Annotated in this window: 15 protein-coding genes; 7 read left to right on the forward strand and 8 right to left on the reverse strand. The window is 43.3% G+C overall.

The window, feature by feature from the left end; all coding sequences use genetic code 11:
• Positions 1-190 precede the first annotated feature (190 nt).
• Complete coding sequence (locus FHW89_RS19705) at positions 191-1162, forward strand: zinc-binding alcohol dehydrogenase family protein (RefSeq protein WP_172336759.1); 972 nt, start codon at positions 191-193, stop codon at positions 1160-1162.
• A 132-nt stretch (positions 1163-1294) separates the two neighbouring features.
• Here the strand turns inward: FHW89_RS19705 and FHW89_RS19710 are convergent, their stop codons facing one another.
• Together FHW89_RS19710 and FHW89_RS19715 are read right to left on the reverse strand one after the other, a co-directional pair.
• Positions 1295-1825, reverse strand: a complete 531-nt coding sequence (locus tag FHW89_RS19710; RefSeq protein WP_172336921.1) for an RNA methyltransferase — start codon at positions 1823-1825, stop codon at positions 1295-1297.
• 110 nt (positions 1826-1935) lie between these two features.
• Positions 1936-3102: a galactokinase gene (locus tag FHW89_RS19715; RefSeq protein WP_172336760.1), complete on the reverse strand. Its 1167-nt coding sequence runs from the start codon at positions 3100-3102 to the stop codon at positions 1936-1938.
• Positions 3103-3350: 248 nt separating this feature from the next.
• Between FHW89_RS19715 and FHW89_RS19720 the strand changes: the two genes are divergently transcribed.
• Complete coding sequence (locus FHW89_RS19720) at positions 3351-3641, forward strand: YciI family protein (protein ID WP_172336761.1); 291 nt, start codon at positions 3351-3353, stop codon at positions 3639-3641.
• A gap of 413 nt (positions 3642-4054) precedes the next feature.
• Here FHW89_RS19720 and FHW89_RS19725 read toward each other — a convergent pair whose 3' ends face one another.
• Positions 4055-4474 carry a hypothetical protein gene (locus tag FHW89_RS19725; protein ID WP_172336762.1) on the reverse strand — a complete coding sequence of 140 codons (420 nt, stop codon included), beginning with the start codon at positions 4472-4474 and terminating at the stop codon, positions 4055-4057.
• A gap of 78 nt (positions 4475-4552) precedes the next feature.
• Positions 4553-5410: an aldo/keto reductase gene (locus tag FHW89_RS19730; protein ID WP_172336763.1), complete on the reverse strand. Its 858-nt coding sequence runs from the start codon at positions 5408-5410 to the stop codon at positions 4553-4555.
• A 152-nt stretch (positions 5411-5562) separates the two neighbouring features.
• On the opposite strand from FHW89_RS19730, the gene FHW89_RS19735 reads away from it, so the two are divergent.
• On the forward strand, positions 5563-5994 hold the full coding sequence (locus FHW89_RS19735) for a DUF6526 family protein (RefSeq protein WP_172336764.1): 432 nt from the start codon (positions 5563-5565) through the stop codon (positions 5992-5994).
• Between the two features lie 14 nt (positions 5995-6008).
• Here FHW89_RS19735 and FHW89_RS19740 read toward each other — a convergent pair whose 3' ends face one another.
• From FHW89_RS19740 to FHW89_RS19755, 4 genes are all read right to left on the reverse strand, one after another.
• Positions 6009-6395, reverse strand: a complete 387-nt coding sequence (locus FHW89_RS19740; RefSeq protein WP_172336765.1) for a hypothetical protein — start codon at positions 6393-6395, stop codon at positions 6009-6011.
• A 67-nt stretch (positions 6396-6462) separates the two neighbouring features.
• Entirely contained in the window at positions 6463-6867 is a 405-nt protein-coding gene (locus FHW89_RS19745) for a DUF1761 domain-containing protein (protein ID WP_172336766.1), read from the reverse strand.
• Positions 6868-7040: 173 nt separating this feature from the next.
• Entirely contained in the window at positions 7041-9761 is a 2721-nt protein-coding gene (locus tag FHW89_RS19750) for a carboxypeptidase regulatory-like domain-containing protein (protein WP_172336767.1), read from the reverse strand.
• A gap of 274 nt (positions 9762-10035) precedes the next feature.
• Positions 10036-10620: an outer membrane beta-barrel protein gene (locus FHW89_RS19755; RefSeq protein WP_172336768.1), complete on the reverse strand. Its 585-nt coding sequence runs from the start codon at positions 10618-10620 to the stop codon at positions 10036-10038.
• A 209-nt stretch (positions 10621-10829) separates the two neighbouring features.
• Here FHW89_RS19755 and FHW89_RS19760 point away from each other — a divergent pair, with 209 nt between their 5' ends.
• From FHW89_RS19760 to FHW89_RS19775, 4 genes are all read left to right on the forward strand, one after another.
• Positions 10830-11627, forward strand: a complete 798-nt coding sequence (locus tag FHW89_RS19760) for a DUF6597 domain-containing transcriptional factor (protein ID WP_371742467.1) — start codon at positions 10830-10832, stop codon at positions 11625-11627.
• Positions 11628-11706: 79 nt separating this feature from the next.
• Entirely contained in the window at positions 11707-12651 is a 945-nt protein-coding gene (locus tag FHW89_RS19765; protein ID WP_172336770.1) for a nitrilase family protein, read from the forward strand.
• Between the two features lie 94 nt (positions 12652-12745).
• Positions 12746-14161: a serine hydrolase gene (locus FHW89_RS19770; RefSeq protein WP_172336771.1), complete on the forward strand. Its 1416-nt coding sequence runs from the start codon at positions 12746-12748 to the stop codon at positions 14159-14161.
• A 115-nt stretch (positions 14162-14276) separates the two neighbouring features.
• On the forward strand, positions 14277-14684 hold the full coding sequence (locus FHW89_RS19775; protein ID WP_172336772.1) for a hypothetical protein: 408 nt from the start codon (positions 14277-14279) through the stop codon (positions 14682-14684).
• Positions 14685-14748: the final 64 nt, after the last annotated feature.

A 14748-nucleotide genomic window follows, 5' to 3' on the forward strand; every position in this document is an offset into this window, starting at 1 on the left:
GTCCCAGAGCGTTATTGCGAGCGCAGCATAGCAATCCCCGATAAGTAGGGCTGCTTTGTAAGTAGGGGATTGCCACGTCGTTCCTCCTCGCAATGACGCGTTTGGCCAATTTTATTTCCTGCATTTGATAACAAATGTTATCGTCCGCTGCCAACAGCCGCTCTACTTTTGTGTAAACAAATAAATAAAAATGAAAGCAGCAGTAATGTATCAAAAAGGGGAATTACCCCAATACATAGATTTCCCGGAGCCGATAGCTCAAAACGATGATGAAGCACTGGTAACGGTAAAAGCGGTGGCTATAAAGCACCTGGATAAAGGCAGGGCCAGTGGCAACCATTATTCGAGTGATGCCCCAAAAGCAAGTGGAAGAGTAATAGGTGGCGATGGTGTTTGTTTACTGGCAGACGGAACGCGGGTATATGGCATGGGCATAAGTGGTATGCTGGCCGAAAAAGCCTTAATTGATAAAGACCGTATCGTAAAAATTCCGGATGGGGTAGATGATGCCACAGCTGCCGCACTGCCCAATGCTGTAATTGGTGCAGCCATGGGATTGAAATTTAAAGCAGATATTCAGCCGGGCGATGTGGTGTTGATCAACGGGGCAACCGGGTTTACCGGACGTGTAGCCGTGCAGATAGCCAAACACTATGGTGCTAAAAAAGTGATCGTGACAGGCAGAAACCAAGCCTCGCTGAACGATCTGTTATCGCTTGGTGCCGACGAAACGATTTCGGTGCTACAGGATGACGAAAATTTTAAAGCGCGATTAGCAGCGATTCACTCCACCACACCTATTGATGTAATCATTGATTACCTGTGGGGACATACGGCCGAAATGATACTGGCCTGTGTAAAAGGTAATGGCTCATTTACCAACAGGGTAAGATATGTGTCCATCGGTGCCATGACGGGCGATCTGATCCAGCTATCGGCAGCCAATCTCCGCAGTGTCAACTTACAGTTGACGGGTTCGGGACTTGGCGGCTGGTCAAAGCCGCAGGTTGGCCAGCTATTTAGCCAGATTTTACCCGAAATGTTTGCGTTGGCAGCAGCAGGAAAGCTCAAGGTAGACACCATCACCGTAAAACTGGAAAACATCGCCGAGCTTTGGGGTCTGGAGGTTGATGGGGGTAAGCGTTTGGTGGTGGTTATTTGAGTTGTCACATCCTGGTTATTTCAAACCATGTCATTGCGAGCGTAGCGTGGCAATCCCCAATTAGCAAAGCCGCTTTGTAAGTAATGGATTGCCACGTAGTTCCTCCTCGCAGCAATGAGGTTTGTTTTATAATTACATTGCCATCTTGGCAAAGAAATCCCAAAGAACTATCCCTGCCGATACTACAATGTTGAAAGAATGCTTAGTGCCAAATTGGGGTATTTCGATGCAGGCGTCGATGTTTTGCATCACATCGTCGCTTACGCCATTTACCTCGTTGCCGAAGATGAGGGCGTATTTTTCGTTATCGAGCGGAGTAAACTCGTTGAGCATGGTGCTGTTTTCGGCCTGCTCAACGGCTATAATGCGGTAACCATCTTTACGCAGTTGTTCTACTGCTTGTAAAGGGGTTGCGAAATAAGTCCAGTTTACGGATTGTGTTGCACCGAGTGCGGTCTTTTCAATTTCACGATGCGGAGGTTGGGCCGTAATTCCACAAAGACAGATCTGCTCTACCGCGAAGCCATCCGAAGTGCGGAAAATAGAACCAATGTTGTGCATGCTGCGCACATTATCCAACACTACAGCCACAGGCAGTTTATCCTGTGCCTTAAATTCATCAACCGAAGCCCGGTTCAGCTCATCTAACTTTAATTTGCGCATAGTTGGTAGTTCATGCTTCATAGTTGATGGTTCATAGTTAATGGCTTCACCACTTACTTACTATGATCTATGAACCATCAACTATGAACCAATCAATAAGCGCAAAAGTATTAATTAACCAGCAAATTCAGCAAACCTACGCCATTACCGATCAGCGAGCTGTAAACGGATGGAGCATAGCCGATCTTTTTGGTGTAGTATACGGTTATTCCGGCACTGTAATCATCAAATGCATCAGCTTTAACCAGCGCTATAGCACAGCCGCCAAAACCAGCACCGGTCATACGGGCACCTGCTACATTAGGGTTGGTTTTGCTGTATTCGGCCACGGCATCCAGTTCGGCGCCGCTTACTTCATACAGATCGCGCAGCGAATCATGCGAGGCATACATCAACCGGCCAAATTCGGGTAAATTATTAGCAGCCAATGCAACGGCAGCCAATTTTACACGGTCATTTTCTTCAATAACGTGTTTAACTCTTTTTAGTACAACCGGGTCGCTAATAAGATGCTGATTTTTGGCGAAAGTTTCGGCGTCGATATCGCACAGGTAATTGATATCCAGCTCTTGTTGCAGGGCTTTCAAGCCTTCCTGGCATTCTGCTACGCGTTCGTTATATTTTGATTCGGCCAGTTTACGGGGTTTGTTGGTGTTGATGATGGCCAGCACATGATCGCCCAGGTTACTGTCGACAGCCTGGTAATCCAGTGTATCGCAGTTCAGCATAAGAGCCTTATTCTTTTCGCCAAAGGCAACGGCAAACTGGTCCATGATACCGCTGTTTACACCGATAAAGTTATTCTCGACAGATTTTGACAATTTTACCAGGTCGAGCTTGGAGTAACCGCAGTTAAAAATATCATTGAGGGCATAAGCCGTAACTACTTCTATAGAGGCTGACGACGACAAGCCCGAGCCGATTGGGATATCGCCATAAAAAAGCATATCCAGGCCTTTTAGCTGATGACCGTCTTTACCAAAATGATGAATTACGCCTATAGGAAAGTTAAACCATTCATCACCACTTTTTTCATATTGCTGCTGCACAGGAATATCTCCCTTATCATCAAAATTTAAGCTCCTGAACCGAAAAACGCCATCTTCATTAGGCGATATTAACAGGTAAGTGCCAAAGGTTATTGCGCATGGCATTACCAGGCCTCCGTTATAGTCGATATGCTCGCCGATAAGATTTACGCGACCAGGAGAAAAATAGGTGGCGTCGGCCTCTTTATTATAAATTTTAGCAAATTCCTGCTGCAAAGTATTCTTCATTATTTCAGGTTAGTTATTTTGGAATAACAAATATTGTAAAAATTGTCAAATATACATTTATAAAATAAATTTAAAATAGAAATTTTTAATTTTTTAGGGTAGAAATCTAACCGGGCAGGAGGTTTAAATGTATAGTTTTATAGCAATACAGGCAAACAGAACCGCTTGCCGCCTGTTGGCTAAGTTACAGTAGCAGGCAATGTCTGCAAATCACTAATTCACTAAATCAATAATTCAATAATTAAAACATGAAACAGTACCTGGTTACGGGATATGATTATACAGACGAAGGCGCATTGCAGCGTCGTATGGATGTGCGTCCCCATCATTTAGATGGCGTGAGAGTGCTGAAAGCAAATGGCAACTACATAGAGGGAGGAGCCTTACTGAATGACGAGGGCAATATGATAGGCTCGGTAATGATCATGCAGTTTGAAACCGACGAAGCCCTGGAAGCCTGGAAACAGAACGAACCCTACATTACCCAAAAAGTATGGGAATCTGTTGATGTGAAGCCGTTTAAAGTAGCGGTGTTGTAGGGAGGGAGAGGATAATCAAAATCATGTCATTGCGAGCGAAGCGTGGCAATCGCATACTATACAGAGCGTAAATGTATGTCGTATACCCGCTCTTGGCCGCGGTAGGGCCTTTACTTTTGTCGCCACAAAAGTAACCAAAAGGCTGTCAGCAGAAATGCTTCTTTGCCGCACAAGGCCTTAGCCCTGCAAAGCGGGCAGAACCATCCCGATAGCTATCGGGACTAAACCTTACCTCCACTTCGTTCGCTCATTATCCCCGCTTCAGGTAAGGTCCGCTATGCCCATACAGCGGCACAAGGCCACCATTGTTCTGCCCACTTTCGCCCGAAGCTGTTCTGCTGACGGGAGAGAATAACTTTAAGGTGCAAAACGGAAGATAGACGAGCTGAGTTATCTACGATATCGTTGGAATATCAGATAGCGGCGGTCCAACTGTTGAGCTGCCAGTAACCTTCGGCATCTTTTTTATAAAGGGCGGTATAGGTTTTACCCTGCATGGCAAAATTGAACGAGAATTCCTGTGCCGAGCGGTCGTGTGGTATAAAATGTGGTAATACACTGTTGGCGGCCAGGGTGATGGCTTCGGCAAATTCGTCGTGGTTTTGCTCTTGCTGGCGAATCTGCTGCAGGGCATGGCTGGCATAATCTGCGTAGGTGACAAACGCGTATCCGGAGTCGCTATCCTTTAGCTGGCGGGCCGCGATAAAAGCTGCTTCGGCCCATTGGTCTTTGTAGGCTTCCATGGCTTTCAACAGGTCGGGCGCTGATATCTCAGGGAGGCCATCGTTGCCGGTGGTGTTATAGCTGTTCAGGATCTCTTCTTTACTCTTCATGTACTTGATTATAATACAAAAATAAAAGGATGCCCGTATTTTATGGCATCCCTTTATTTACCCGGTTTATAGGGTGATTTATTTGATGTCATTCAAGCTTTCGAGTATAAGCATATCTGCCTCGTCAAGCTTGATATCGGCTGCTTTCATGTTATCTTCCAGGTGCTCCACGCTTGATGTGCCCGGAATAAGAAGGATATTGGGTGCATAGTGCAACAGCCAGCTCAAAGCTACCCGGTGAATGGTGGCGTTGTGTTTATCGGCCACGCCCTGTAAAACCTGCTCGCCTTTTACATTACCGCCGCCCAGTGGGTACCAGGGTATAAAGGCGATATTTTGTTCGCGGGTGTATTGCAGTTCGGCTTCCCATTTGCGGTTATCAACACTGTACATGTTTTGTACCGATACCACCTCGAAAAATTGTTGCGCATGTTTAATCTCGGCTACGCTTACTTCTGACAAGCCGATATGTTTGATCTTGCCTTGTTGCTGCGCTTTTTGTAAAAACTCGAAGGTTTTTTCGGCGGGTACTTTAGGATCTATCCTGTGGAGTTGATATAGGTCGATACGGTCCTGTTTCAGGCGTTTTAAGCTACCCTCGAGGGCTTCCTGCAGGTGAGCAGGGGATGAATCGATATTCCACTGGTTAGGGCCTGTGCGCAGGAAACCACCTTTGGTGCCGATAAGTAATCCGGCAGGGTATGGTGCAAGCGCTTCGGCTATCAGTTCTTCTGATACATTGGGGCCATAGCTGTCGGCGGTATCAATAAAATTTACCCCGAGTTCTACAGCGCGTTTGAGTACACGGATGCATTCATCCTTATCTTTAGGCGGCCCCCAAACACCCTGACCTGTGATGCGCATGGCGCCATAGCCCAGGCGGTTTATGGTGAAATCGCCACCTAATGTGAACGTTTTTTCAAATGTGTTTGCCATAGTGTAAGTTGTTGTTATTAAAATCAACTCAAATATGGCTGCATTGTTTAAAAATATTATAACACCATTGTAATAATGAGTTAGGAATAAGGATTTTTGGAGCAAAGAGCAAGGATATTAATTTAGTGGTATCTTTCGCTCAAAAATAAACCATGACATCACAAAACCTGGCCAATCACAAACGCACCGTTATAGGATTTCATTATTTGCTGAGCGCCATGCTCATTTTTGGATTGATCGTTTCGGCCGTTAATGTAGTATTGCAATGGCATTCGGCCAATTTATTGAGTGCATTGCTTATCCTGCTGCTTTTTGGTTGCTGTTTGTTGATGAGCTTGTTTGTGCGCATGTTCCCGCTAAAAGCGCAGGACAGGGCCATACGTGCCGAAGAAGGGTTGCGTTATTTTATACTCACCCGCCAGCCGCTGGATAGCCGGCTTACCATAGCCCAAATAGCTGCCCTGCGTTTCGCACCAGATGATGAGCTGATCCCGCTAACAGAAAAGGTGATAAAAGAAAATCTTTCACCTGCCGAAATTAAAAGAGCTATCAGAAACTGGAGGGCAGACCATCATCGCGTGTAGACGGCATTATAGAATTAATCTACAAGCGTATCTTTTAGCGTTTTGAGTAATTTGTACATTCGGGGATCATCAAGAGTTTGGAGCCGGTATTCCCGATAGGTTACTGTATCATCCCGAAATGTTACGTAATAATCATTTTCATTTATTACATCTATTTTGATGGACTTTTGATCCGTTCGTAGCCCATGGTTTACTGATCTGGAGATAATAAGATAATGCACTGATGTACCAATGCGAAAATATTTATCCTCGCCCTGTACCTGCAGTTTTAAAATAAATTCTCTTAAAGGTTTAAACCGTTCAAAACCGGAGTAATTGGTGATGAGATCATCATATCGCAATAATGTTTCTGTCCACGACTCATGAAACAAATTCAGTATAGTCTGCGTCCTTGCATCCATATTGTAAATTTAGATATTGGCTCCTAAAAGTTAGGATTTCGGGTTTAGATTTGGGATTTCTCATCGTCTATCTCCACCAACCTATAATGGTGCCCATGAGGGTTAGCGATACCAGGCTGTAGCCGCCATTAATAAAAATCAGTCGCCAGCTTTTTAGTTCAAAAAGGCCTTGTATGGCAATGGCGCAGAAGGTCCAGACCCCGGCCAGTGAACCAGCTGTAGCACCCCAGGATACATCGGTTTTGGCATCAGCCAGAAACATGCCCAGGTTAACTGCCATGATGATGGAAAATATAGCCGAAAACCCAAAGATGCGGGCCTTGTTGGAGGCTTTTACTTCATCGGTGGTGAATTTGTTATCGGCCATCCAGGGATTGGCAAACAGCAAGGGAGAGTACCAAATGCCGCCAACTAAAAATGCTGATATACCGGCCACAACTACAGCCAGCCAGTTAATGTGAGAAATGTCCATAATGATAAGTTTATGTGTATTCTAATATAAGGAAATTAATTCTTATTGATATATGCACATTTGCGGATGAATACTTATCGCGCCAGATGCAAAAAAGCCCATTCCAAGGGAAAGGGCTTTTGATAAATTTTTTATTTTAACTCCCTCTACTTTGGAGAGGGTTGGGGTGAGGTTTATTTCACCTGGATGTGCATTACCTGCCGGCCAAGATCGCCTTCGGCATCCAGACCTTCAATAACTATGCGGTATGAGCCACGGGCATCACTGTTGAAAAAGTTGAATGAGGCTACACCGTTTTTATCGGTTATCACTTTAGGGTTCCAGTAAATGGTGTTACGCAGATCGGCACCAAGCGAGCTTTGTTTGGTTACATCATATTTTGGCATGTAAAACTCTTTGGATTTGCTATAACCCTGTACGGCAAAAGTCACCACGTTTTGCTTAGGAATAAGCGCCTGCAGTTGGGCCATTGTTATTTTTTGCTTTTTGATCACTTTTTTATTGATCAACAGAATACCATTGGTTTGATTCATGCGGTTAATGCCGCTCACGCCGTCGGTCAGAAATATTTCTACAGATGCTACTTCGGCACCGGTAATGGTTGCTAAAAAGTTCACATCAACCGGCATACTGCCCACATATATCTGCACAGGTATTTTTTTACCTGCATTATAATCACGGGTGATATAAAAGTTATTGTCTACATAAGTTAAACCAAAAGCCATAGTGCTTAAACAGTTAATCAGCAGGGGGCAATCCTTTAACTGGTCGCCAGATATTTCATGATCGGCCTGGCCGGGCAAACCCGCAAATGTACCATAGTCGTTATGGCTTGGTTTTTTCTCGAACTTGGTTGATTTAACTACTACCTCTTTCAACACGCGGGAGTTTTGATACTGCCTGCGGCTGTTATCCAGGTATGGGCGCATCGCGCTGTCGATATTTACAATTTCGTCGGGCTGGTTGGGGTTCTTGGTTAATTTCTGATACAATTCGCCGTTCACGCTGATTACCATATTTTTGCCATTCGGATTATTACGGGCGCTCAGGGTTATTTTAGAAGTATCCATCACCACCACATTGCTGAACTTAAAATTACCCGAGAGGTCTGTTATGGTTTCTGCCGAAAAATTACGATCTGGTATCAGCAGACGTATACTGCCTTTGCCTACCGGTAAGCCTGTATTGGTTCTTAATATACCCGATACCTCGATGCCCTGCTCTGGTGCGATGAAGATAGGCGGGTTTTTATCGGCAAGTATATCCTCGTATGAGAACCGGCGGTAGCCCTGGGTAAGCATCAATATATCCAGGTTATCCAGTTTTTCCTGGTCGGGTTTATTGAAATAATAATTCGGTTTTTCGATATATCCTTTCAGATCGGATGTAAGCAGCAGGTTGCTTAATATGGTCGACTCCGCGTCTTCGCTGGTAGGCACGCTGGTATCATCAAGCACTGCTACAGAAAAGCTGCCTTCAACAGGGGCGGCGCTGTTTTTTGCCGATACTGCTATCCGCACATTTTGCCGGGTGGTATACGATGGTTTATCGGGTTTTAAAGCCAGGTTCAGCAGGTCGTTATGCTGTACAAAAGCAACGCGTTCGCACAAGGCGTAACCTCCTGATGAGAACAGGGTGAACTGTACAATACCTGTAGGGAACTTGTTTTTGGGTACATTGGCGGTATAAGTGGCATTTTGCAATACGGTTTGGGCGGCATAGTAAATAACACCGCCGCTTTGTGCCACCAGGTAAAAGCTCTTATTTTGTTTGCGTTGTAAAAATAATTCGTTGGCCGATATTTTAACGTTCAGGTTATCGGCATCGGGACTGGATACTGATAGATTTATACCCATAGCCTGTACCCTCGGAAGCTTATAAGTACCCGTAGAACCATTGGGGAAAGTAACATTTGCGGTGTAGGTTTTGCCACTTTCGGGCGTGAAGGCACATACGCCCATACCCAAATGCGCGGAGGTAAAACTGGCCATAACCGTACCCTGATCGTCATTTATAGTGCCTTTTACATCAACGCCTAATCCTTTAGAGTTGATAGCTTTAAAGGCTATTTTGGAACGTATGCCATTAGTAAGCTGTCCGCTCTCGGGGAAAAACTGTACATCATAAGCGGTTACCGCTCCTTTTAAAGAAAATGAATTGGTAACCGATTTACGTTCGCCCATATCAATGGCAGTTACCAACGAACTGGATGTAATGGTAGCAGCCTCATTTTCGGGTATATCAACCTGTAAGTGGCCCTTATCATCGGTACGACCGCTGCCCTTGGTTATAGCATCGCCGTTGCGTACCAATTGCCAGCTTACTTTTTTATTGGCATAAGGCGTGTTTGTAGGATCTTTATAAAGGATATCCGCATCAACTTTTACCGTTCCTTTTTTGGCCGAACTTTTATAGCTGATAAAAGTATTCACCTGGTTGTCGATGGCGTTACCTACATTAATGGTATGATCATAAAAGTAATCCGGATCAAAATTGCGCATCCAGTTGGTATACGCCCTGATACGGTAGGGCCCCTGTTTATAGGTATCGCCGGTGAGGGTGATACTTCCGTTGGCAAAGCCGTTTTTAACCGGCAAACGCAGGTTATCCATGATGGAGTCCTGGCTGTTGATGATATCTACGTAAACAATACCGCTTAAACCTGATGGCTGATGTTTTTCGACCGTTACATAGGCCTTAAACCAAATGGTATCGCCTACGGCATAATAGGGCTTATCCAAATGCAGATAAACTTTTTCGATAGGGTAACTGCTTTGAAATTTCGCAGTTTTTTGAATAAGCGTATTTAAAGGGATGCTATCCTGTTGTGCCGAAGCAGCAAAACTAATTGAGAATAACAGGGAAACGATGAGTAAAAATTTTCTTGATATCATTAATATAATATAAAGCGGCTAACTGGGGCTAATATAAACATTTAGGGTTGCAGCGTGCCGAACGGGCTTGCCATTTAACATTTTTTTACAATCGGGGTAAATTTGAATGCTGTTCAATTTATCCGTTTGCGGCACAGGCAACATGCAAAACTATGGGTTTTTATGTATCAACGAAAAGTTATAACCAATATGTTGCACAGGGGAGCATCATAACATCATTGTTACTTGTTGGGGGAGTCGATTATGCGGCTTGATTTTTTGTTAAGGGAAATCCTTAAAAACTGTACCCCACACCAAATTTTACACCGGCGTTTTCCAGGCTGTTAATCTGGCCGTTACGATTAAACCCTATCAGCCGGTGCTCCACAAAAAACGGGTTTATAAAAACAGTTATCTGGTCAAAACTATATTTACCCCCAATGCCTATCTCTGCGCCTATGCCTTTTTGCTCATTTATACCGGTATCATTATCGTGACCAAAATCAAAGTCGACCAGGACCCCGGCATTCACATACAGGTATTTTAAAAAAGTATATTTTCCATAAACAGGTATAGTGATCAGTTTAGCCCTGCCCGTGCTAATGACATATCCTTTGGCCGGAACATTATTGCTTAACAAAAGTTTATTGCTGGAGTATTGCAAGCCTGTTTCCAGGGCAAAGGAGTTGGTTAAATTATAGGTATACCCAAAGCCCACAATGCTTCCGCTTTTTGATTTGTAATCGTAATCGCCACCGCCGCTGTGAATGTTTACATCATTAACAGCTGCTCCAAAGTACAAGGATATATTATTTTTTGATTGAGACCAGACCTGTGTGCTTGATAAAATAAGTAAGGCAAGGATGAGTTTGATTTTCATTAGCGTAATTTGTTTGCGGAGCTGGGGCTCACGATGGTTTCATAGGATGTTTATAATAAGATAGGGCTAAGGTATTCAATTCAAGATGATTTTGAGCAGCGGGTTAAAAATCATGTGCGTGTAAACATTGTTAATGTGTACAACATCATAAGGCTGATTGGAGTTTTAGCAATTAAAAAATGTAATTTTACTTTCTTGCCAGGTTTGTTATGCAAATACCCCCATCGCCACATCTTTCCCATATTGTTAAACATTATTTGTTGTTGGAAAACGATTTCGGTGGGCAATTGAATTATCGTTTGTTCTCAGATGGCAACCCCGGCATGGTTTTTTATTTCAAATCGCCGATGGTTGAACAGACCGAAGGGCAGGTATATGCCCACTCGCGTAGTTTTGTTTACGGGCAGATAACGCAATACAAAAACCTCAAATCAACAGGTAAATTAGGTATACTGGTAGTTGTATTACAGCCTTATGGTATTAATGCTTTGCTGGGTATGGCCTCCGTTGAATTGAATGACTGCCGCATCAAATTAAACGAGCTTTTTAAAACTGATGGAGCGGATCTGGAGGATAGGGTTTTGAACGCTGTTGATATCAAAAGTAAAGTTGGCCATATTGAAGCCTTTATATCGGCAAAGCTGGCCAATGTGCAATACCCCGATAAAATCCTTACAGCCGCTTTAAAGCTGATCGATAGCCATAGGGGCAATATAATTATCTCCAATTTGTTGGAGGTACTACCCATAACCGAAAAACAGCTTGAACGTAGGTTTAACCAGTATATTGGAATAAGTCCTAAGCGCTTCTCGGCCACTGTAAAGCTGCAGTATTTTTTAAAGAGCCTCCAAAATAGTTCGCCAGGTACAAGAATTGCCGATGCGGCTTATGAGAGTGGTTATTATGACCAGGCACATCTGAATAACCATTTTAAAAAGAATATCGGGATAACCCCATCGGCTTACAAAGCCAATAAGCTGCTGGCTATTAATTTCATGCAGGTATAGCAGCTTTCATGATTGTCGGTTTTTTACAAGGTGGTCTTTAAAAGCAGGCATAGCTTTGCTGTATATAAACACAAGGCTTATGAAAAATCTGAAAATAGCTACCGCGCAATTCGAAAACAAAAGTGGCGACAAGGCTTATAATCTATCTGTTATCAAACAAATGTCGCAAAAAGCGGCGGAGCAGGGTGCTGATGTGATCGCCTTTCATGAATGCTCCATTACCGGTTATACTTTTGCCCGGCACCTGGATAAACAGCAGATGCTTGACCTGGCCGAAGTGGTACCCGGAGGAGAAAGTATAGCCGAACTTACTGCTTATGCCCGGGAATTTAACATCATTATACTGGCCGGTCTGTTTGAAAAAGACGAGAATGATAACCTGTTTAAACCTTATGTGTGCGTTGATAAAAATGGCCTGGTTGCCAAACATCGCAAGCTGCATCCATTCATCAACCCGTATTTACAACCGGGAGATAGCTATACCGTTTTTGAAATTTTGGGATGGAAATGCGGCATCTTAATCTGTTATGACAATAATATTATTGAAAATGTGAGGGCTACCAAGTTGCTGGGCGCCGATATTATTTTTATGCCGCATGTAACCATGTGCACGCCATCTACCCGTCCCGGTGCCGGTTTTGTTGATGCCACACTCTGGAAGGATAAAACTGCCAACGCCGAACAATTACGCGGGGAGTTTGATAGCCTTAAAGGCCGCGCCTGGCTCATGAAATGGCTGCCCGCCCGGGCCTATGATAACGCGGTTTATGCAGTTTTCTCCAACCCTATAGGTATGGACGATGATCAGCTTAAAAATGGCTGCTCTATGATTATTGATCCTTATGGCGATATTATAGCTGAGTGCCGGTCGCTGGATAATGAATTTGTTATAGCCGATATAAGTGCTGATCAATTAACAATGGCTGGTGGTTACCGGTATATTAAGGCCCGGAGACCCGAACTGTATCGGGATATTATTGGAAAGGAACATCAGAGCCAACAAAAGGTGGTTTGGTATAAATAATAAATATGGCTAATATTAGCAACGTAAATGAGGGACATATAACGCCCTTATTTACGATAGCCATACTAAACCAAACCCCAACCAACCCTGAAACATGAGAAACCTAAAAACCTCCTTATTCGCATTTGTTTTTTTGTTAACAACAGGATTCGCATTTGCACAACGATCCTATAAAATAAGCTATCAGCAATTAAAAGAGTATGAAGGTGTTTACCAATATGGTAAGGAGGATAAGTTAACAATCGCTGCCTCGCCGGTTGATACTTGTTTGGTTGCTATTATTAAATTAAGCGTTTATCCATTAAAAAGCGCGGATAAAGATGTTTTTACAGACGTTGGCAAAAATAAGATCACTTTTTTAAGGAATTCATCCAGCCAGATCATAGGATACGCCAAAGGTAACGATACTAATAGGCTCATTGCCCGCAGTGTTAAATTTTCGCCAAAAATGTGGTATCCTAAAATGGGTGCCGACGTTAAAACCTATCAGTATAAATATACTACTCCAGGTAAATTTAAGGATGGTTTGCAACCTGGAGATGCCACCGCAGTTGGTTTGGACACCGCTTTGCTTGATAAAATGATGAACAAAATTGTGCGCGGCCAATACCCTAATGTGCACAGCGTTCTAATTATAAAAGGCGGCAAACTGGTATTTGAAGAGTATTTTTACGAGTATACCAAAGATAGCCTGCAGGAAATGCGCTCGGCAACTAAAAGTATCGTATCGGCACTTACCGGCATTGCTATTCACCAGGGATTTATCAAGAGTAAAAACGAGCGGGTGGTTTCTTATTTTCCGGAATACAACCTGGCCAATAATACCGATATCAAGAAAACAATTACTGTTGAAAATATGCTGGCCAATCAAAGCGGTTTGGATTGTGATGTAAGTAACCCCAAATCGGCAGGTGCTGAGGAAGCCATGGACGCATCTGACGATTGGGTGAAATTTACGCTCGATCTGCCGATGATCGATAGGCCGGGTAACGATGGCCGGTACTGCTCTGGTAATCCCATCACTATCGGCCGGATAGTAGAGAAAACTACGCATATGGATCTGCCGGTATTCGGCCAAAAGAATCTTTTTGGTCCGCTGGGTATTACCGGTTACAAATGGAATTTTAAGCCCGACCGGTCAAATATTAATGAATATTGCCAAATTTACCTGCACCCGCGCGATATGGCCAAATTTGGCCTGTTATATCTTAATAAAGGAGTCTGGAATAAGAAACAGGTTATTCCTGCCGAATGGGTAACAGAATCGTTCCGGAAACATTCCGTAGTACAGGGTGTTGATTATGGATATCTCTGGTGGCTAAAATACCTCGACGCCGATGGCGGTGTACGTTATTATGGCAAGGCGGCACAGGGTAACGGTGGTCAAAAAATATACATTTTCCCAGATCAGGACTTGGTTGTTGCCATAACCGGCGGTAATTATAACTCCAAATCTCCATCAGATGAGCTGATCAGTAAATACATCCTGCCTTCATTTAATAAAAAATAAATGCAGCGTTGTAAAATTAACGGGCTTGTACGGCCTTAGATTTTAGTCGCCAACATTTATTAAAACCTATGCCTGGTGTTTAGGTTAATAATAAAGGAATCAAAAATTATTGACCATGTTGGATACATATTACAGGATATGGGTTGACGCTATTACGGTAGAAAGATCCAAAAAAGGAGAGCAGGGCAGTTGGAAAGCATTTACCATAATTCCAATGTCTATTTTGCAGGGTATCAATTTATTAACCTTTATTTTTCTGATCCGGATAATTACACACCGCGCCGTGCCGGTAGTTTTGAGCCTGAATATTTTCCGGGAGCGGGCACTGAATACCTTTTTTGCAGGAGCGTTTACTTTTTTTGTACCTTTTGTAATACTTAATTATTTACTGATTTTTTATAATCAACGCTATAACAACCTTTTAAGAATATATCGCGATAGCAGGGGGGAGTTGTACCGCAAGTATTTTTTGATAACCATAGGCATTATTGTGATCCCGTTATTACTGAAATTGATATTTTGATTTTAAATTCAAAATACTAAAGTGGTTTTTGGTATAAAATATATCTTAATTTGTTTTAAGTTAT

The organism is Mucilaginibacter sp. SG564 (assembly GCF_013149275.1).
GTDB lineage: Bacteria > Bacteroidota > Bacteroidia > Sphingobacteriales > Sphingobacteriaceae > Mucilaginibacter.